Consider the following 21,337-nt stretch of genomic DNA (forward strand, 5'->3'; position numbering starts at 1 on the left):
ATGTAATAGCGTTATAAAACACAAAGTTCGAAAAGCTTTATGTTGAACCAGCTTTGCGAATTTTGTGTTTGCTAAGCGTAACGTGAGAAAAAAAACTTTGTGCACTTTGCGGTTAATTTTTCAGCCAATACTATTGCAACCCCAAATACCAAATTAGATATGAAAAACAATTACAAATTTCGATTGAGCTTACTCGTATTTCTTGCTTTTAGTGGTTTTGCCATCGCACAAACGTCTTTAGGTTCGAGTAAAACTTTTATGAATAATTTAAAGAAAGAACTGGTGAATGCTGCCACTTCAAAAAGCGCTGAAAAAACAGTTGTGCTTCAGGTTGATAATTCCAAAAACTTTAACGGAAAAATAAATTATAAAGAGTCAAATGCGTCAAGTGAATTCTTAATCGGAGAAATTAAGAATATTGCCGGATCTTCCTTTTATATCAAGGTGATGGACAAATCGCTCGAAGGTCATATTATTTTCAAGAAGACAAAAGAAGCCTATAAATATTATTCAGATACAAAGGGAAATGCCTATGTTTCTAAAGTTGATATTAATACTTTGGTTTGTATTGATTATAGAAATGTTCCTGAAAATACCAACAAAATAACAAGTAAGGCTGAAGCGGCCCAAATTGCTCCGGCTTTATTGAATTTACAAAGTTTACCGGGTGCAGCAGGTTGTGTATTGTTAGATTTTGACGGATATAATATGCCGGCAGGAAATCTCTGGAATAACGGAAACGCCATCAATGCGGCACCATCCGGCATGAGTGATGCCGATGTGCAACAACACTGGGAGGTAGTTTCTGAAGATTACAGACCTTTTAATTTAAATGTAACAACGAGTGAAGCCGTTTTTAATTCGTATCCCAGAAACAGAAGAATGCGTGTGGTGGTAACTCCAACCAATACAGCAGCCCCGGGGGCGGGAGGTGTTGCCTATATTGGTTCCTTCAATTGGGACAATGATGTACCGTGTTGGGTATTTATTACTTCGGGTAAATCTGGTGGAGATGCCTCTGCGCATGAAGTAGGTCATACCTTTGATCTGGGACATGACGGACGAACCAATCCTGTTGAAGGTTATTTCCTTGGAATCGACGGAACTGCCTGGGCACCAATCATGGGAGCGGGTTATTACAGACCTGTGGTACAATGGAGCAAAGGAGAATATAATTATGCCGATAATAAACAAGATGATGTCGCTTCGATCGCCGGTGCCAAATTTGGCGTAGGATACAGGGGTGATGATTATGGAGATAATACTGCTTCTGCTGCCAACTTAGATTATAATGCCAATGGAACAATCAATCAAAAAAATGGTATTATCTCTAGTGAAGCCGATTATGATTTCTTTACGTTTAGTACCGGAGGAGGAAATGTTTCGATCAATGCCAATACGGTTGGAAGAGACGGAAATCTACATCTTTTAATCCGATTGTATAATTCGGCAGGAGCTGAAATGGGAACGTATTGGAATTCTGATCCTTTTGCTTTAAACGCTTCTATGAATGTAAACTTGCCAGCAGGTAAATATTTTATTGGTGTTGATGGTACCGGAGCAGGAAATGCTGGTTACGGTGGCTATTCGGCTTATGGTTCTATCGGGAGTTATTCGATTACCGGAACGATTCCGCCGGGAGGAAATATTAGTGCGTCGACTGATGTTATTACCGTTTATAAAGATTGCAATTATACCGGATTTTCTGGCGGTTTAACCATTGGTGATTATAATATGGCTCGTTTGAATTCTTTGGGCGTTTTAAACGATGATATTTCTTCGCTTAGAATCACACAGGGTTTTCAGGCAATTTTGTATCAGGATGATAATTTTACGGGAGGATCTACGGTCATTAATTCGGATAATTCATGTTTGAATACCACCTGGAATGATAAAGTAACTTCAATAAGAGTAATCGCAAACGGAGTGACGACTTTAGGAAACCAGACTTTCTTTTTGCAAAACAGAAATAGCGGCTTGAATATGGATGTTTGGAGTGCCAGTTTATCCAATGGTGCCAATATCGCACAAGGAACTCCTAATTCAGGAAACAATCAGAAATATACCTTCACACATTTGGGTGACGGATTGTATAAAATCATTGCAAACCATAGCGGACAATCTCTTGATGTAAATAATTTCAACAAAGCCAATGGGGCCAATGTAGAGCAATATCCGTATAACGGAACCACCAATCAGCAGTTTGTTTTAGTTGCGACGGGCGACGGTTTTTATAAAATTATTGCGAGACATAGCGGAAAAGTGGTTGAGGTTGCCGGAGCTAGTACGGCCAATGGAGCCAATGTGCAGCAATGGGATAACAACAACCAAACGTGCGGACAATGGAAATTGATTGCTACAACAACAGCACAAACTTCAACGTTAATTCAGGCCGAAGATTATTCAGCGATGAACGGAATCCAGACTGAACCTACCACAGATACCGGCGGAGGATTAAACGTTGCGTACACAGACACAGGAGATTGGCTGGCGTATAACAACATCAATTTCCCAACAACTGGTTCGTATTTAATAGAATACAGAATTGCAAGTGCTGTTGCCGGAGCCAGAATATCATCTGATCTAAATGGAGGCACCATCATTTTGGGCAATGTTGATATTCCGAATACGGGAGGATGGCAAAACTGGCAAACGGTTACGCAAACCGTAAACGTGAATGCCGGAACGTACAGTTTTGGAATCTACATTCAGACCAGCGCAGTAAATATCAACTGGATCAGGATTACCAGAATTGGTGCTGCGGCAATAACTCCCGTAGCTTCTACTATTATTATGGAAGAAACAGGAAATGATCCTGGTCTGACGATATACCCAAATCCGGTAGACAATATACTTTTCTTTACAAAAGATGTAGTGGGAGAAAGGGTTTCGATAGTTGATTCTCAAACTGGAAATTTGATTAAACATCTGGAAATTAAAGAGAATAATATCGATGTTTCAAATTTAAACAGAGGTGTTTATTTGATTGTTTTTGAGAAAGACGGTAAACAAATCGTGAGACGTTTTATAAAGAAATAATATTGTTAGTTATGTTTTTTTTCAATCTTTGTCAAACTTGTAGATTTTGACAAAGGTTAAAACAATCTTGTCAGAAATGACAAGATTGTTTTTTTTATATAGGTTCCCATTTACCATTTTCTTTCGTAATATCAATAGTAAGGTTTTACCGCAAGGTTCGCAAAGATTTACGCCAAGTTCGCAAGGATTTATTTTTTAATCTCGCAAAGTCCCAGAGTCGCAAAGAAAATAAAAACTTTGTGCCTTCGCGACTTTGCGAGATTATTGCACACTAGCTTAAAAGAAACCTGGCGAACTTGGCGTAAATCTTAGCGGTCTTCGCGGTTAAATCAACATCACAGTAAAACATTAATAATTATTATTCCGTAACAATACGATAAAGACATTTCAGGTTTTAATCCATAAAATTGCAACTTCTCTAAATCCCATTTGCAAAAGCTTAACCTATGATTTCTAAAATTAATTTTGCCTATAAATATTGTTTAGCTATTTTATTTTCCATTTTTTTCAGTTGTACTATTTCAGCACAAAAACAAAAGAAACTGGAAGGAACTCAAATTGCTTTTTTATCTGATGTTCATTTGCAGGATTTATTCGGAACATTTTCTGATAATGATTATAAAGGTATTTTAAATACTAAATCCGGAAAATATACGTTAATGAGAACAATGGCGTCTCAGTTGCATTCGACCCGGATTTTCAATGAAAACTATTTTGCTTTTATTGCGGCTTTAGAAGATATCGCAAAAAGAAAGATAAAATATGTAGCACTTCCGGGAGATTATACAGATGATGGTCAGCCGATTCATGTAAAAGGATTGGAGAAAATTTTAGCTGAATACAGAAAAAAATACAATATCAAGTTTTTCATTACCACAGGAAATCACGATCCCGTTGGACCTTTTGCCCAGGAATCCGGTAAAGAAGATTTTTTAGGAAAGGACGGAAAAAGCCAACCCATTTATAGCAAAGAAGGCCTTTATAAGCCAAATTTAACCATCGAACAGCCCGTTGTTGTAACCGCCGATATTGCTAAAATGGGTTATTTGGGGATTACCGATAATCTGAGAGATTTTGGTTTTTATCCCAATAAAAAATACAAATTCTGGGCAACACCATTTTCAACCTATACGGCTCAAAATTATACTTTCGAAAAAGCCTCTCAGGCCGCATTATTATCCAATAGAGTTTATAATGTAGGGGTGGGTTATGAAGTTCCGGATGTGAGTTATGTTGTTGAACCTGTTGAAGGACTTTGGTTAATGGCGATTGATGGTAACGTTTATATTCCGAAGAAAAACGATGGAGATCCTAAAGATTCTAAAAGTTATGCCGAAGCGAGTACGGGATATAACAATGTACTTTCGAACAAAAAACATCTGATAAAATGGGTGGAAGAAATTGCGGCGGAAGCCAAAAAACAAGGCAAAACTTTGATAGCTTTTAGTCATTTCCCGATGATTGATTTTAATGATGACGCTTCTGCGGAAATAAAAGAATTACTTGGGCCAAACAAATGGCAATTGAATCGCGTTCCGGTTGAAGAAGTAGCGCAGGTTTTTGCAGATGCAGGACTGAAGATTCATTTTGGCGGACACATGCATATTAATGATACAGGAACCAGAACCACTGCAAAAGGAAATACTTTGGTGAATATTCAAACGCCATCGTTGGCAGCGTATATTCCGGCTTATAAATTATTGACGATCAAGAAAGATAATCTGGTCGATATTCAAACCATCACCATTGATGAGGTTCCCGGATATGACGAACTTTTTGATTTATACAAAATGGAATATCAATTCCTGGAAAGCCAAAATACAAAAGACATCTGGAATATTGATATTTTAAAAACTAAAAACTATCATGATTTCACTGATTTTCATCTGAAAGAATTAGTGCGCCTAAGATTCCTTGCCGATGATTGGCCTTCTGCTTTTAAAAATTTTATTCTGAATGTTTCGGCAGAAGATTTATTGGTTTTAGCCAATATTCAATCTGATAAAGATTTTGATGCGATCCTGAAGAATAAAGAAAATTTTAAAAAAGAATGGGCGGAAGCAGAAAATAAAACAGATAAAATCTTAACCGAAAACAATCTCAAAAAGCAAGATTTTAACTGGACAGGTTATGATCTTCTGGTAGATTTTTACCGTTTCAGAAGTGCCGATGAATTGGCTTTGATTGATGTTGGAATAACAAGGGCGAAACAATATAAAGTATTATCCCAGTTATTTTTTGAGAATCACAAAGAAGACACATCAAAAGAAAAACCTTTGCAAAACCAGATGCGATTGTTTCTAATCATCTTTAATAAATTCATGCAAGAAGTTCCGGCAGATCATTTTAGTGTTGATTTGAAAACGGGAGAAATTAAGAACGAAAAATAGTTTCAGGTTTATTTTTGTTTCAGGTTTAAAGTTTTGTTGGAGCGTAATTTAGAACTTGAATTTAACCGCAAAGAACGCAAAGTTTCTTTACATGCAACTTTTATATAAAAACGCAAAGTTCGCAAAGCTAATTGATAAAGCTTTGCGAACTTTGCATTTACTAACCGCAATCTAAAACAAAAAACCTTGCGTTCTTTGCGGTTTAATTTTATCCGCCCCAACCTGAAAACTGAGACTGAGACTGAAAACTACTCAACTCCAGTCACAGGATTCACTCTCACATAACTGCCATCATCATATTTTATCTGATAAGGAGAATTGAAGAATGTACTTGGCAAATAATAATCAGTTGTAATGACTTGAGCCCCGGATTTTTTGGCAGCTTCAAAATGCGTGTAATCATTTTTGCGGGCTTCTTTAGTGTCAGAATCTGCTCTTGTACGGATAATATATCCTTTTTTGACTAAATCCGCAATTTTTAGATCTTCAGAATTGCCTATCATTAATGTGGCAGCTTCTGGTTTTCCCGGTTCTGCGCATATGAAAGCGGCGCGCCCTTTTAACGAAGGATGATTCAAAGCATACATATCTCTTTTGGCTCCGTTGTTATCCAAAATAAATAAAAATTTACCTTTTGCTTTTTTCAGCGTTGGCCAATTGTTGTTTAAAACAGCTTCTTCTAAGGTTTTATATTTTCCACGAACCATATCCGGCGTGATTAGCTTATTGCCTAATCCTTTGCGAAGTTCTTTGTCTAAAGCATCAAATAATTCAGGCGTAAATTTCTCCGCTTTTGTACCTAAGAAACTGTCATCATCTTTTGGTTCCAGCGTAATAAAAACCGGAATGTGATCCGGATTGGCGTCAGACCATTTTTTTAATTCGGCAAGAGCAATTTGTAAAGTATAACAAGAAGTTCTAAAATCAATATCGATCATATGAAAAACTTTAAACCCCGGTTTTTTCATTTCTCCATTCGGATCATAAGCTTCTTGGGATTTTGCCAGGTCCAATCCTTTTGGGTGTGCATATTTTCCGCCTTTAATATCGCCCTGAACATCAATTTCAAGATTTCTTAAGCCTTTATTCAATTGTTCTGTAAGCGGAATATGTGTGTATTGCAGACCTTTTAGGGAACGCGAAGTATCTTTTGCCTGAATCAGATTGTAGAGATCCGGTTCAATATTATGGCGGTAGCTATTGTGCGATCCTATTACCTGTATCTGATTGATTTTTAGATTGTCGTTTTGGGCCTGGGCAGTGTTGTGTATTGCGCCAGCAAGGAATAAGGTAAACAGAATTTGTTTCATGTTTTTGAAAGTGTAATTTTTATTAATACTGAGGACGCAGCACAAGAAAATCACTTTTTTTAGAAAAGACTAAAGTAAAAACCAGATTTGATTTTTATGTTATTTAAAAAAAAAGAAATCGCAATCTGATTATCAATATTGCCTGAAAATAGTAGTATTTCTACATCAAAATAATTCTTTATTTAATTTAAAGATAACGTTCAGGAAAAAAACTTTGGTATTACATTTTATTATTTTACATCACCAAACAGTCCCAAAATAAGTTATGAAAAACCCTGAAAATTTTGAAAAAGCGTATACTGATTACTGGAAAAAGCTCAATGCCTTTTCGTATACGATGACTCAGGATAAAGACTTGGCACAGAATATTGTTCAGGATGTCTTTATTGATTTATGGGAACGAAAAGACGATTTGAATATCAATGCCATCGAACCTTATTTGTTCAGAGCGGTAAAAAATCAGGTTTTCAAACATTATCAAAATAACCGGTTCGATAAGACAATTCTCGAAGATAAATTCGAAGATTATATTATTGATAATTTCAGCTCGATTGATAGTGAAGTAACAGATTTACTTTATTCCTTATTAGACAAACTTCCGGAGAAACGAAAAGAAGTTTTACTGATGTATAAATTTCAGGACATGTCAATTGATCAGATTGCAGATGAACTGGGAATTTCGAAACAAACGGTAAAAAATCAAATTTCATCGGCCTTAAAACAATTGCGCGAAGGCTTAAAAGACCTTGCCTGGCTTGCTCCATTCATTATTTTGAACCAAAAGTTTTAAGATAACTTTCTGTTAATGGTTTCATAATATTTCCCGATAGTACGATTTTACAATTAGGGTACTTACTAGTAATAACAAGTATTATGGTAAAAAGAATCAAACATAGTTTAGAACGTCTTATCGATAAAAGTTCCCGACATAAAACTTCACGAGCAGAAGAAGATCTGCTGAATAATTTTGTTTTAAACGAATATCAAAACTCAAACTGGGAGGAAACTTCAATGGGAAATTCAGATGAAGTTTCTCAAAATATATACGAAAATATTCAACTTAGAATAGGGAAGAAGAAAACCTTCAACCCTTATTTACAATATATGGCAGCTGCCAGTATTCTTTTTCTGGTGGGTTTAGGAATTTTCTATAAACCAAACATTACGGCCGAAAAGCAATTATCATTTAAAACGTCAGATACCCCCAAATCTATCGAATTAAGTGATGGCTCGAAAATTTATCTGGCAGCAAATTCATTATTTCAATATCCTGAAAAATTTAAGGGAGAAGAAAGAAAGGTTTCACTTTTAAAAGGAAATGCATTTTTTGAAATTGCCAAAGACAAAACGCATCCTTTTATTATTACTTCCGGTGAGATTAAAACCAGAGTGGTAGGAACATCATTTCACATTCAGCTTTCAAAATCAAAATGCGAAGTCATAGTCGTAACCGGAAAAGTAAATGTTTCTACAAATGGTCAAAGCATTGATTTGATCCCTAATGAAGAAGCGTTGTTTGAAGCGCAAAAACTGAGTAAACAAATGGCTGATAAATCATTTTTGGTCAATTGGTACAATACAGATGTGACACTGAACCAAACTACCTTAAAACAAGTCATCACCATTTTACAATATAAATACGGAGTTTCATTTCAATATAATAATGAACATGTATTAGCAATGCCATTAACGGTATTCATCAAGAAGGACGCATCATTAGAGAATGTTTTAGAACAAATTAATTACATCACAAACCTAAAATTTAAAGTTTATGGCGAAATAGTAAAAGTAAATTAAAAACAAAAAAGCAGTTGCTGAGAACAACTGCCATTTATAATTAAGTATCGTAAAAAACCAATAACTTAAATCATGTATTTTAAACTTACCTATTTAAATCTAAAGAGAATTGTCTTTTTAGTACTAGCGTTACTGGCCGTGCAAAGTGGCTACAGTAAAACTAATTTCCCTGAAGAACCAAATGTAAAAAATAAAATAGAAAAAGCGACACTTGTTTCTATTTTTTCAAAATTAAGTGCCCAAACTGACTATAAATTCAGTTACGGACAAGCTATTATTGCTGACAATACCATTTACACAGTAAATTATACCAATGAGTCTATCGCTTTGATTTTAAGTGATCTGTCTAAAAAAGCCAATTTCAATTATAACATAAACGGCAAATTAGTTTTAATTCAAAAAACAATAGCGCCTAAAACAGTTACAAATAAAGTAGTTGAAAGAGTGAAGGTAAAAGGAAAAATTCTTGACGAAAACAAAGTACCAATTCCGGGAGCAACCGTTATGGAAACGAGTTCTTCAAACTCAACTGTTACTAATTTTGACGGAGAATTTGAAATCACGGTTGGTGAAGGTAAAACTATCGAAGTTTCGTACATGGGCTATAAAACGAAAACAGTTGCGATTCAAAATAGTTTTATGACAATCCAGTTAGAACCTAATACAGCTGAATTAAATGAGGTTTTGGTGGTGGGTTATGGTAAGCAGTCTAAAAAAGATGTTACCGGAGCTGTTACACAACTTGAAGCGGCAAATTTTAAACAGGGAGTTACTATTTCGCCTGATAATTTATTGCAGGGAAAAGTGGCTGGTGTTCGTGTGGTAAGTACAAGTGGAGAACCGGGAGCAGGAGTAAATGTGACTATACGTGGAGTTGGATCGATCAGAAGCGGAAGTACCCCTTTGTTCGTTGTAGATGGTGTTCCGTTGGCAAATGATGACGTGAGCCCTTCGGGAAGTAATGTAGGTTTTGGATCTTCATCTGCAAAAAATCCTTTGAACTTCCTGAACAGTAGTGATATAGAATCGATTACAGTCTTGAAAGATGCTTCTGCTGCAGCAATTTATGGGGCAAGAGGATCAAATGGAGTAGTATTGGTTACCACAAAAAAAGGATCGAAGGGAGAAGGAACTTTGACTTTTGATACCTATACAGGACTTTCTACTGTGGCTAATAAACTGGATGTTTTAAGTGCAGGCCAATATAGAGGCGCAATTAAGGAACCTGCTTTTGATCATGGCGGAAATACAGATTGGCAAGACGTGATTTACAGAACGGCGGTGACAAAAAACAATGCATTGTCTTTCTCTAAACAAACAGAATCCGGAAACTACTACGCTTCTGTAGCGCAAATGGATCAGGAAGGTATTATCCGCAACAGTAATTTCAAACGTATGTCAGGTAGAATCAATGCTGCCGAATCATTTTTGGATAACAAACGTTTGAAAGTAAAAGTAAATCTTACGGCTAGTGAAACCAAAGATGATGGGGTTCCTACCAGTGATGACGGAGGTTCAAACGGTCAGTTGATTGTACATACTTTGATGGCAAACCCAACGAGATCTGTTTATGATGCTAACGGAAAGTTTACTAATTTCAATATGAACGCGCATTACAATCCGGCTTATTTATTGAGTATCTATGAGGATCAGACGCGTACACTAAGAGTTTTAGGAAATCTTGAAGCTTCTTTAAGAATTGTTGACGGCTTAGAATATAAATTAAACATTGGTATCGATCGTTCTACAGCAGAAAGAAACACAACAATTTACCCAAACGTAACTGATTTAAATCCAAAAGGGAAATATGTTCAAAACAATTTAGATTCGAAAAACTCTTTGATCGAGCATTATCTGACTTATAATTTAGCGCTGGATAAACATAAATTTGAGGTTCTGGGAGGTTTCTCTTATCAAAAATTTGAAAGATCAGGAACAAGTTTTAGTATTGATGGAATCGCTGCACAAGGAGTTGGAATTAAACCGTCTATTAATCCTGGTTTTACAGGAACACAATCCGGAACTACAGGTTATGCCCAGGAAAATGAATTGCAATCTTATTTTGGAAGAATCAATTATACCTTCAATAATAAATACCTTCTGACAGCTTCGATGAGAGCAGATGGTTCGACTCGTTTTGGTGATAATAACAAATACGGTTACTTCCCGTCAGCTGCGTTAGGATGGAATATTTCTAAAGAAAGTTTCTTGGAAAATGTAAGTGCCATAAATAACTTAAAGTTGAGAGCGAGCTGGGGACAAACGGGAAATCAGGAAGTGCAAAACAAATTGACTAAGGCAAGTTATTCCCTATCTGGTCCTGATGGATATTATCTGTATGATGATTTGACTCTGGTAAACGGAGTTTCTGTAACCAGAACAGCAAATCCTGATTTAAAATGGGAAGTAGTTACACAATACAATTTAGGTTTAGACTTCAATTTATGGGGTGATAAATTGTACGGAACTCTTGATTATTTCAATAAAACCACTACAGATGCGATCTTAAACGTTCCGTCAAGTCCTTTAAAACCAACAACAACTGTGTGGACAAATATTGATGGAAAAATTGTCAACAAAGGTTTTGAGTTTATGTTAGGTTCAAAGATAGTAGACACTAAAAATTTTAGCTGGAATATCGATATGAACGGAGCAACCCTAAAAAATAAAATCGAAGACTTACCGGTTTCAGAAATCTTAACAGGAACGATTTCAGGGCCTGGACAATCCGGAGTAAATGCTAACATTTACAAAAGTGGTTACGCGGCAGGTTCATTCTATTTATTAGAACATATTGGGTTTGACAGCAAAGGAGGCAATATTTTTAAAGATCAAAACGGAGACGGTAAAATTGATAACAGTGACAGAATTATTATCGAAGGAGCACTGCCTACTTTTTACTATGGTTTTAATAGCGATATGAGATATAAAAACTTTACATTCTCATTCTCTATCATTGGGCAAACGGGAGGTTATTTGTTGAATAATACAGGATTGAACGCCTTAAACATAAACAACTTAGCTTCTGATCGAAATGTAGCTACAGGGTATTATGAATCTGGTGCAAACCCGACAAATTCACCAATTTTATCGACATTATTCTTAGAAAAATCAGATTTCATCAGATTGAATACAGCTCGTATTGGTTATAATTTTGATCTGAAAGGAGTAAACTGGTTAAACGGACTGACTCTTTATGTTACAGGTCAGAACTTAATTACAATTACGAATTACACAGGTTACGATCCGTTAATCAACAGCCCGAAATCAAGCGGAGGAAACCAATCTATTGGTATCGATTACGCGAGTTATCCAACTTCTAGAACGTTCAGTTTCGGAGCAACTTTAAAATTATAAATCATGAAGACAAAGACATTTTTTAGCATAAAAATTATAACAATATTCTCTTTTATTTTTCTTCTAAACAGCTGTACAGACCTGGACGAAGTAGTATTAGATGAAAAATTAGGAACTGACGCTACAGATCCTGCCGGTGCACTTGCTGCTGCTTATGACAGACTGGGAGACGGAACTTTTACAGATCACGGAGCTGTTTTTGCCATGCAGGAATATACTACAGATGAAGCCATTTTACCAACTCGCGGTAGTGACTGGGGAGATGGTGGAAAATGGAGAGACATGCATGAATTTACATGGAGCTCAAGTAACGCGATTATAGTGGATAACTGGAATTTACTGACGAACGGGATAACACGTTCTTTGACGGCAATTAAGTCAGCACAAGAAAGTACCTTTCCGGAAAAGGCATTATTTTTGGCAGAATCAAAAGCACTTTTAGCCTATTATACTTATACGACATTAGATCTGTACGGACAAGCACCATTTAGAGATCCGCTGAATGTAGATGCACCTTTGCAAATTTTAAAAGCAGAGACTGAAATTGACAAATTAATCACTGATGTTGAAGCTTTGCTGCCAAATCTGGCTGACATTGGCACACAACGAACACACCACGGAAGATTCACCAAACAAGCTGCTTATGCTTTTTTAAGCACCATGTATCTGAATCGTGCCGTATTCAAAGACCGTTACAATGCCACATCTAATTTTAATTTTAATGAACCAGCAGTAACGGGCAGCACAGGAACAGATATGGACCGTGTTATTTATTACACATCATTACTAATCGATTCAGGAAAATATAGTTTAGAAAGTGATTTTTTCAAAAACTTCGCAAGGGACAACGAGAATGGTAAAGAGCTTATTTTTGCTATTTCTCAAAAGATAGATTATATCCGTAACGGTTCTAATAGTTTTGCTTATGTGTGTATGGAGCGTAACCAGCGAACATCTGCTGCAAACAGGGGAACAAATGCTACGTGTACCACTCCTGAGTTTTATGCATCATGGGAAGGTAATCATGATGACCCAAGATTTGAACAACATTATCAATATGCTGATGGCACATGGTTTATGAATGATGGTACTGATGTAAGTGTTCCTGCAACAGACATTGTACCTAAAAGCAGCCCAGCGTTGCCTTGGTTCCATTTTAACAGAGGAATTCAGGCCGGGCTTCAATACGGGCCAATATTATTAGCTTCAGGATCTCTTGAAATGGTAGGTAATCGTATCAAAGTTTCTCCATTAGTTATGGAAAAAAGTACGACTACCAGAATGAATTTTACACCATCATTAACGTTTGCTGATCCTACTAAATCTGTTTTCGCTCAAAACGAAATCAATCAGGGAGCCCGTGTTTTTAAATATGAATTTGATCCTGAAGGAGGAAATGGTAACAGTAATGTGGATATTTCGTTGTTCCGTTTAGGAGGAATTTATGCCATGAGAGCTGAAGCCTATTTTAGAAAAGGAAGCGCAGGTTTAGCGATGATCGATCTTAATAAACTGCGTACCAGCAGAAAAAGAGAATCGTTATTTGCTAATGCTCCGGGAAAAGTCATTACTTCTTTAGACTCAGAGCAATTATATAAAGAATTAGGTTTTGAATTGTATTGGGAATTACAAAGAAGACCACAAAGTATTCGTTTTGGAAAATTTGATTTACCAGGAACTGCAAAACCTGCTTCTCAACCCTTTAGAAGAGCATTTCCAATTCCGCAAACGGTTATCGATCAAAAGGTATTCAAACAAAATGAAGGTTACAATTAAGTTTTTGTGTTAGTTTATTTTTTTTACAAAGAACCTGTTTCGAAAGAGACAGGTTTTTTTTATGTTGAGAATCTTTGAACCTTTGCAACTCTAAACCTTTATTGATTAAAAATAGGGGCGTGCCACCCTCCCGATAAGAGGGCAAAATTACCGTATATATATAGGCCCTCTTATCGGGAGGGTGTCGGGCTTTCGCTGCTACTTCGGTAGCTTAGCTCTATCCCTCACGCAAGCCTCTGTTCGTTTGATACGTTTAGTCAAATTCTACTAGCGATTAGATGTACACAAACTAATCAAAGAAACGCAAAGCGCTGCATCTCCCGTATAATAGGCATACGCCTAATAATGAACCTTTGTCCCTTTGCCACTTTGTTCCTTTGCCCCTTTGTCCCTTTCAAAAAAACCTTTAAATTCTATAAAAACGGAGTGAGATGATATAAGGCTTCACATAGATTCTATGCCTAAATTTGAGAGTGGTTTTTATATTAAATATTGAAAATCAATTGAATAAGAAAAAGCAAATAGCAACAATTCAAAAAAAAATAAAATGATACACCAAATTGATACAACAGACAATATCGTAGCTTTTAGAGCTTTAGCAGAAGTAACCAAAGACGATTTTCTAACAGCAGTTGTTCCGGCTGTAGAACATTTGGTAAAGCAAACCAATGAAATCAACTTTTTATTGGTTTTGGATACCGATATTCAGAATTTTACGGCCGGAGCATGGCTGCAGGATGCATTACTTGGCTTAAAACATCTGGGAAAATGGAAACGAGCTGCCATAGTTACAGACTCTGACGAAATAATCACTTTCACTAACGGATTTAGTTTTGTTGTTCCGGGAGAATTTAAAGGTTTTAAAAAACTGGATTTCAATAAAGCCCTGAACTGGGCCGAAGGAAATATAGAAGTAAAATAATCAACTAACAGACGTTTATAAATTGATTTTGATTGAAGTACCTTAATTCAGATGTCGACTTTAAATTGAGATTGGTTTATGAAATACCCCCTTTATTAATTTAAAATCTATATTATGAAAAATTTATTATTAGTCTGTGTTATGATCCTTTTTGCAGGAACTGTCATGGCGCAGCAAACGCCACAAAAAAAGAATACTACAAAAATAGTGTCAGATCCAACAGCGAATCCGGTACGTTTGGACACCGTTAAAAATACTGCAGCATCTAAGAAAAGTACTGCTCAAAAAGTAGGAAGCGGGAAAAAACAGCCCTACAATACCACAAAAATAGTGTCAGATCCTACAGCAAATCCGGTACGATTAGATACCGTTCAAAATCGTGGGGCTGCTAAGAAAAGTAAAGCTCAAAAAGTAGGAAGCGGGAAAAAACAACAATCCAATACGACAAAAATAGTATCAGATCCTACAGCAGATCCTGTTCATTTGGATACCATAAAAAATCCGGTTAAAAAGTAAAAGTTAGGTCAAACAGTCAGATTACAAAAAAAGTCTATAAAATTAACTATAGACTTTTTTATTTTAAAAATAAGCCACGAATTCACAAATCTTTTATAGCTGATGATGTAGCATAATTCGTGAATTCGTGGCGAACCAATATTTCGTTGATTGTTTCTTTAAAAAAGAAAACACTAAGTTAGTGATTGTATTCGATACCACTACTATCCGTAAGCTCTTTTTTTGCTTTAGATACTTTCGTAAATTGCTTGTAAACTGCTGAGGCTAAAAATGGTAAGGCAAGACCTCCGATAAGAGCAGCAGCTTTATTTTGTCCGGCTTTTTTTAAAACTGCACCCACTATAAGAGAACTTACTCCGGCACAAGCTAATTGTTTAGCAGAAAGATTAGGTATTTTGTTGTTTACTTTTTCGGGTGTAATTCCGTGCAATAATGGATCTATAAAATTTAAATTTTCCATGAGTTTTAATTTATTTAGTTGTACTTTTTTTATGTTAATAGCTTCTCACTATCTGTTTCGTTCTCTATTTTTTCGATTTCTACTTTTTCTTTTTTAATAGCTTGTCGTAATAAGGCAAAAAGACTCATATACACATTAGCCATAAAAACAAGCGAAAATCCTGCCAAAATGTAGCCACGCCAATCATTTAGCAAAAGTTTATAATTACAAAGGATTAAGAAGGCAATTGTAACGTAGTGGCTAAAACAATATTCACACGTAAAGAGATAAAAAACCTTTCGCGATAGAAGGGTTCTGTCGTTTTTAGAATGTTTTACACACCATTCACGAGGTTCTTTAAATATTTCTTCATGCGTGACGGTCCAGCTGATGCAGGCTATGGGAATAGCCAGAACAAATAACCAGACGAGTTGAATTGTGATATCCATGATACAAATACATTTTCTTAATCGTTTTTAATTTGTTTAAAACCAATAATTTAAAATTACTTCATTCACAGTTAGAAAAATTATATAGTTTTGATTTTTTATTATAAAATTTCATATCAGACCTCAATTTACAAAAAATAACCGTTAAGTTCAAATCTTTAACGGTTATCTAAATAAAATATAGTGTAAGAACTAGAAATTTCCGGGATTCGTACTCGGAAAAGGATCATGTGAAACCTCATCTAAATCTTCCTCAATATCTTTCAGATCTTCTTCATCTTCATCATCCGGATCTTTGTCTTTTTCAATAGAATCATCTAAATCTTCCTGATCTTCATCGTTTGTAATTTGATCTTCTCCATTAAGAATAGGCTCTTCGCCCGGATTAGATTCATTTCGGTTATAGTCGTTCGTCTGATGATTGACATCATCTATAAACTCTTCCTGATTTTGATACTTACTATCCTGATTGGCATTTTCTTTATCAATAAGAGTATCTAAGTCCTGATTAAAATCACGATTTTGATGATCGTAATTTTGATTGTTTTGATTTTCCATAGTTAGTATACTTTAGCATTAATTATTTTTTTGCCGAAGGCTTCTTATCATCTTTCGGATTATGTTGTACCTCTCTTTTAGGAGATGTTTCTTTTTTGTCTATTTTTTTATCCACTGACTTTGCACCTGAAGTTGCGGTACTGCTGTTTTTTTGATCTGTATTTTTCATGATACTCAATTTTTAATGGTTTATAATACAAAGCTACTGCCTTACACTGCTAAACTCCTTACAGAAAAATAGGATCTAATTGTATAATTAACAGCAATTTATAATGTAAGTTTTGCTTGTAATACTATAACCAGTATCTACAGAGCAAATTTTATTTTTTCGAATTAAAATTAATGAATTATAACTGACTATCAAATGTTTAAATGATATAACCTTTCAATTAAATCATGTAAGCACTTGGTTGTATTGTCAGCTACATTTGTTGGGCTGGTTAGAGATAATAATTCTCCCCGAATGTTCAATCGTGAATTAAAAGAGAATTAAAAAACTGTTTTTTTTAAACATTTAAAAATCCTGAACAACTATTAAAAAAATGAAAAAATTTCTATATCAAAACAGTTTATCAATTGTGTTTCTGTTGCTTTTTATCGGAGCCTTTTTAGGTCAGATAATTTTTGGTATTGAAGAATATAATAAAGAGCTTATAGAAAACGGTGGTCATGCGGTTACGATGAGTAATTATCTGACCACCGGACATTTTATTGAAGCCACTTTTGAGAATTGGGAAAGTGAGTTTTTGCAAATGGCTTTGTTGGTATGGCTGACTATTTTTCTCAAACAAAAAGGATCCTCAGAATCCAAGGGTTTTGATGGAGAAGAGGAAGTTGACCGGGAACCTTCTCCGCAACGAAAGGACGCTCCATGGCCTGTTAGAAAAGGCGGGATATGGTTGTGGCTTTATGAAAATTCACTCACAATAAGTTTGTTCGTGTTGTTTTTTGCTTCTTTTTGTCTTCATTTTTATGGAAGTTTTAAAGATGAAAATACAGCCAATATTCTAAAAGGAGCTCCAGAACTTTCTTTGTCAGATTATTTTGCCCAATCCCGTTTTTGGTTTGAATCTTTTCAAAACTGGCAAAGCGAATTTCTTTCCGTTTTTGCCATAATCGTATTGTCTATATTTTTACGCCAAAAAGGTTCTTCACAATCTAAACCCGTAGATGCGCCGCACAATCAGACGGGAGAATAATAAAGCGCTTTAAAAAAAGTATTTAGTATAAATCATTTAGTTTCTTTTCTGATAGAAACATGCAATTAAAACAAAGTTTTAATAAGACGATGAAAATTTTTTCCAATTAAAAAAGCTATATTTACCATTATGCCAAATGCTGTTTTTTAGAATTTGTTTAAAATCAGTAAGTAAGAGCATATTGCCTCAATATTAATTTTTATTTACCAGAACCTTACAATGACTAAAAATTTGGATCCTATAACATCCTTTGATTTTTTAGACAGATTAAAAAGTCAAACAACAGCGGCGCACAGAAAACTCGAAAGCCTTCCGCTTTCAGCATCTATACTTTCTCCAAAAATGAAGTTAGAAGAGTATTGCCATTATTTATCTCTTATGTATGACGTGCATTATAGTACTCAGGAAATAATTTTTCCTCTGTTAAAAGACCTTATTCCGGATCTAAAAGAAAGAGAAAAAACACAATTGATTGAGGAGGACCTTTCTTTTCTGAATTGTAAAAAAAGCAAAACGACATCAGTTTTTATAAATCAGGATATTACTATTCCATTTGCACTCGGCATTTTTTACGTGGTCGAAGGATCTTCACTTGGCGGTCGCTTTATCTTAAAAAATTTAGAGACCATTCCGGGATTGGATCAGCAAAAAGGAGTTTCGTATTTTACAGGATACGGGAATAAAACAGGAAGTTATTGGAAAAATTTTCTCAACATTCTGTCGGTCTACAACGAACAGCATAATGCCGAAGACGAAATCATTGAAGGAGCTGTATATGCTTTTGAATGCATCTACAACCATTTTTTGAATACGGTGAGGAATGAAAATTAAAGACATTGTTAATCGCGACAGGGTCACACTAACAAATTGTGAACACGAGCCCATTCACATTCCGGGAAGCATCCAGCCTCACGGTTTTTTACTGGGAATTACACTAGATTGGAAAATTGATTTTTGTACCGCTAATATTGCTGTATTTCTTGATTTGGTTTATGATAAAGTTTTAGGTCATAAATTCAGTGAAATTTTTGGAACAGCAGCACAAAAGCAATTATACGATTATGTGCACAATCATAAAGTCCAAATTGTATTTCCTCTTGAAATAGAACTTAAAGGAACATCGTTTCAGATTAACATACATAAAAAAGGGGATGTTTATATTCTTGAGGCAGAACCGCAATCCAATGGAAAAGAACAATTAGCCAATATATATTCGCAAACCATTCAGTTTGTGTCTAATATGAATAATACGCGTTCGCTAAAGGAACTATGTGCACTTGTTGCCGAAGGAACCCGTGAAATAACCGGTTATGATCGTGTTATGATTTATCGTTTTGATGCGGATTATAATGGGGAAGTCTATGCTGAAAATTGTAGGGAAGATTTAGAACCTTTTTTGGGACTTCACTATCCGCATAGCGATATTCCTATTCAGGCGAGGGAGTTGTACATGAAAAATCAATTGCGATTAATTGTAGACATTGGTTATGAGCCCGTGCCTATTTATACCATTGATGATAAAGAGAATAAAAATCTGGATTTAAGTCTTTCCACGCTTAGAAGTACCTCGCCAATTCATGTCGAATACCTTAAAAATATGGGTGTTGGGGCAACGCTTACCATATCGCTGATTCACCACGATCGTTTGTGGGGACTTATTGCCTGTCATCATTATTCGCCTAAAAATATCTCTCCGGAAATAAGACTGGCAGCCAAGCTTCAGGGACAATTTATTACTTCTCAGATCGATTTAAGGCAGTCGAATGATGAATATGAGATTGCACGTAAAACCAGTAGGGCACTTGAGCGATTAACGGCTTTGAATCTTGCCCTGGAACATGATTCTTTTGATATTATTTGCAGTAATCCGGAGTTATTAAACCTGTGTAATGCGACCGGAGTATCAATTGCTATTGGAGATAAAATTTATAAAAACGGACTTACACCTTCAAACCAAAAGATCGAAAAAATCATTTCGAATATGGATGCTTATGAATATGGGAGAACATTCAATACCCATAAATTAAGCAATTTTGTTCCTGATTTAGACGGATACGAAGAGGTGTCTGGTATTATTTACCATTCGCTGGGCAATGGTAATAACATAATTTGGTACAGACCGGAAACCATTGCAGAGATCAATTGGGGAGGAGATCCTGAAAAGGCCATTATTATTGATCAAAACGGATTGCATCCCAGAAATTCATTTAATTTATGGAAACAAATTATAAAAAATCAAAGTAAAATTTGGCTCCAGCCTGAATTAAATGCAGCAGCAAGTTATGCACATGCGCTACAGAACCAAATTATCATGCTGTTATTGAGTGAAGAAGAAGAAAAATATCGAAATCTAAGTGATGTATTACGCGAGACAAATCTGGAGCTTGAGAACATCAACTGGATCAGTACGCACGATTTACAGGAACCTTTGCGCAAGATTCAGTTTATTGCTTCAAAAGTACTTTCGGATACGAATGAAATTCCTTCGGTAGCGATTATTGATTCCTTGCAGCGCGTAACAAAATCAGCCAACAGAATGCAGAATTTATTGGTTGACATTCTCAAATATACCCGAATAAAGCATACCAAAGATTCGCTTCAAAAAGTTAGTCTTAATTATATTTTGGAAGAAACCTTACAGGATATGAAAGAGATCATTTTGGAGAACAAAGCGACTTTAGAGTGCGAAAATTTACCTGATGTTCATGCAGTTCCGTTTTTGATGAAACAATTGTTTTCTAATATTATGCAAAATTCATTAAAATATGCAGCGTTAGAAAGGCTTCCCGTCATTAAAATTACAGCTTCAAAAGAACCGGAAATAAATGAATACTCTAATAAAGTATATTGTCACTGGGTAACTTTTAGTGATAACGGTATTGGTTTTGAACAAGAATATGCAGAATCTATTTTTAAAATATTCACCAGATTACATACTCTTGAAAAATACGACGGATCAGGAGTGGGACTGGCATTGTGTAAAAAAATAATGCAAACCTGTCACGGAAATATAAGAGCAGTTGGCACCTTGAATGAAGGAACAGAAATTACCATCTATTTTCCTTGTGATCCTATGGATTCACTTATTAGTTCATCTTCTTCTCACTAAAATTTTTAGGCCATTTCCACGCATAAAGTACAATTAAACCCGTAATTATACTTTCGACCACAGCCAGAAAAACATAAAAACTTTTCCAGGGTGTAAGGGAAGTTAAGGCGATTAAAAGCATAATTGCAGTAAAGAATAATCCAAACGAAATGTTTAACAACTTATTGAGTTTGGGTTTTAGGATGATAGAAAGAAATACCATAACCGCAGGAATAGCCAGTAAAACTGCTGCAGAAAGCAGTTTTAAGGGACTATTAAGCAAATTATCGCCACTGATGAGTCCTGCAGTTTTTCGGGGGACATACAATTCAAAATAATCTCCGTATAAATAACACAAAGTTACAGATACCCAAAGAAAGGCAAGTTTAATTTTGATATTCACTTCAAAATCTTTTAAGCTCATGGTATTTTGTTCTGCAGACATGGTAGTGTTTTTTTTTTATAGGTAGCTATTTTTTAATTTTTGTTACAGTTAA

17 protein-coding genes are annotated in these 21,337 nt (G+C 35.4%); 11 read left to right on the top strand and 6 right to left on the bottom strand.

Going from position 1 to position 21,337, the window contains the following annotated elements; translation table 11 throughout:
• The first annotated feature begins 159 nt into the window (after window positions 1–159).
• Together ACQY44_RS21660 and ACQY44_RS21665 are read left to right on the top strand one after the other, a co-directional pair.
• A complete protein-coding gene (locus ACQY44_RS21660; protein ID WP_428232353.1) occupies window positions 160–3,039 on the top strand; it encodes an RICIN domain-containing protein in 2,880 nt (959 codons plus the stop codon).
• Window positions 3,040–3,485: 446 nt separating this feature from the next.
• On the top strand, window positions 3,486–5,429 hold the full coding sequence (locus ACQY44_RS21665) for a metallophosphoesterase (RefSeq protein ID WP_428232354.1): 1,944 nt from the start codon (window positions 3,486–3,488) through the stop codon (window positions 5,427–5,429).
• Between the two features lie 248 nt (window positions 5,430–5,677).
• Here the strand turns inward: ACQY44_RS21665 and ACQY44_RS21670 are convergent, their stop codons facing one another.
• Entirely contained in the window at window positions 5,678–6,739 is a 1,062-nt protein-coding gene (locus ACQY44_RS21670; protein WP_428232355.1) for a phosphatidylinositol-specific phospholipase C1-like protein, read from the bottom strand.
• Between the two features lie 265 nt (window positions 6,740–7,004).
• Here ACQY44_RS21670 and ACQY44_RS21675 point away from each other — a divergent pair, with 265 nt between their 5' ends.
• The 6 genes from ACQY44_RS21675 to ACQY44_RS21700 all read left to right on the top strand — a co-directional run bounded on the left by ACQY44_RS21675 (window position 7,005) and on the right by ACQY44_RS21700 (window position 15,107).
• A complete protein-coding gene (locus ACQY44_RS21675) occupies window positions 7,005–7,529 on the top strand; it encodes an RNA polymerase sigma-70 factor (RefSeq protein ID WP_428232356.1) in 525 nt (174 codons plus the stop codon).
• Between the two features lie 83 nt (window positions 7,530–7,612).
• Window positions 7,613–8,536 (top strand): FecR family protein, encoded by a 924-nt coding sequence (locus tag ACQY44_RS21680; protein ID WP_428232357.1) that lies wholly within the window; start codon window positions 7,613–7,615, stop codon window positions 8,534–8,536.
• 72 nt (window positions 8,537–8,608) lie between these two features.
• Entirely contained in the window at window positions 8,609–11,893 is a 3,285-nt protein-coding gene (locus tag ACQY44_RS21685) for a SusC/RagA family TonB-linked outer membrane protein (protein WP_428232358.1), read from the top strand.
• 3 nt (window positions 11,894–11,896) lie between these two features.
• On the top strand, window positions 11,897–13,669 hold the full coding sequence (locus ACQY44_RS21690; protein WP_428232359.1) for a RagB/SusD family nutrient uptake outer membrane protein: 1,773 nt from the start codon (window positions 11,897–11,899) through the stop codon (window positions 13,667–13,669).
• A 547-nt stretch (window positions 13,670–14,216) separates the two neighbouring features.
• Window positions 14,217–14,591 carry an STAS/SEC14 domain-containing protein gene (locus ACQY44_RS21695; protein WP_428232360.1) on the top strand — a complete coding sequence of 125 codons (375 nt, stop codon included), beginning with the start codon at window positions 14,217–14,219 and terminating at the stop codon, window positions 14,589–14,591.
• A gap of 114 nt (window positions 14,592–14,705) precedes the next feature.
• Window positions 14,706–15,107, top strand: coding sequence for a hypothetical protein (locus tag ACQY44_RS21700; protein WP_428232361.1), 402 nt, complete (start codon window positions 14,706–14,708; stop codon window positions 15,105–15,107).
• A gap of 178 nt (window positions 15,108–15,285) precedes the next feature.
• Here the strand turns inward: ACQY44_RS21700 and ACQY44_RS21705 are convergent, their stop codons facing one another.
• The 4 genes from ACQY44_RS21705 to ACQY44_RS21720 form a co-directional block, all read right to left on the bottom strand.
• Window positions 15,286–15,567, bottom strand: a complete 282-nt coding sequence (locus tag ACQY44_RS21705; protein WP_428232362.1) for a PrgI family protein — start codon at window positions 15,565–15,567, stop codon at window positions 15,286–15,288.
• Window positions 15,568–15,596: 29 nt separating this feature from the next.
• Window positions 15,597–15,995, bottom strand: a complete 399-nt coding sequence (locus ACQY44_RS21710; protein ID WP_428232363.1) for a hypothetical protein — start codon at window positions 15,993–15,995, stop codon at window positions 15,597–15,599.
• A gap of 192 nt (window positions 15,996–16,187) precedes the next feature.
• On the bottom strand, window positions 16,188–16,553 hold the full coding sequence (locus ACQY44_RS21715; protein ID WP_428232364.1) for a hypothetical protein: 366 nt from the start codon (window positions 16,551–16,553) through the stop codon (window positions 16,188–16,190).
• 22 nt (window positions 16,554–16,575) lie between these two features.
• The gene (locus tag ACQY44_RS21720) at window positions 16,576–16,722 is read right to left on the bottom strand and encodes a hypothetical protein (RefSeq protein ID WP_428232365.1); all 147 of its coding nucleotides are present in this window, start codon (window positions 16,720–16,722) and stop codon (window positions 16,576–16,578) included.
• A gap of 373 nt (window positions 16,723–17,095) precedes the next feature.
• On the opposite strand from ACQY44_RS21720, the gene ACQY44_RS21725 reads away from it, so the two are divergent.
• The 3 genes from ACQY44_RS21725 to ACQY44_RS21735 all read left to right on the top strand — a co-directional run bounded on the left by ACQY44_RS21725 (window position 17,096) and on the right by ACQY44_RS21735 (window position 20,861).
• Window positions 17,096–17,752 (top strand): DUF6766 family protein, encoded by a 657-nt coding sequence (locus ACQY44_RS21725; RefSeq protein ID WP_428232366.1) that lies wholly within the window; start codon window positions 17,096–17,098, stop codon window positions 17,750–17,752.
• Window positions 17,753–17,971: 219 nt separating this feature from the next.
• Window positions 17,972–18,583, top strand: coding sequence for a biliverdin-producing heme oxygenase (locus ACQY44_RS21730; protein WP_428232367.1), 612 nt, complete (start codon window positions 17,972–17,974; stop codon window positions 18,581–18,583).
• Window positions 18,573–20,861, top strand: coding sequence for an ATP-binding protein (locus ACQY44_RS21735; RefSeq protein WP_428232368.1), 2,289 nt, complete (start codon window positions 18,573–18,575; stop codon window positions 20,859–20,861). Before ACQY44_RS21730 ends, ACQY44_RS21735 begins: the two co-directional genes overlap by 11 nt.
• Here ACQY44_RS21735 and ACQY44_RS21740 read toward each other — a convergent pair.
• Window positions 20,839–21,285, bottom strand: a complete 447-nt coding sequence (locus tag ACQY44_RS21740) for a DUF6326 family protein (RefSeq protein ID WP_428232369.1) — start codon at window positions 21,283–21,285, stop codon at window positions 20,839–20,841. The two genes, ACQY44_RS21735 and ACQY44_RS21740, sit on opposite strands and share 23 nt — an antisense overlap.
• Window positions 21,286–21,337: the final 52 nt, after the last annotated feature.

Origin of the sequence: Flavobacterium sp. (genome assembly GCF_965277525.1) — a bacterium.
GTDB lineage: Bacteria > Bacteroidota > Bacteroidia > Flavobacteriales > Flavobacteriaceae > Flavobacterium.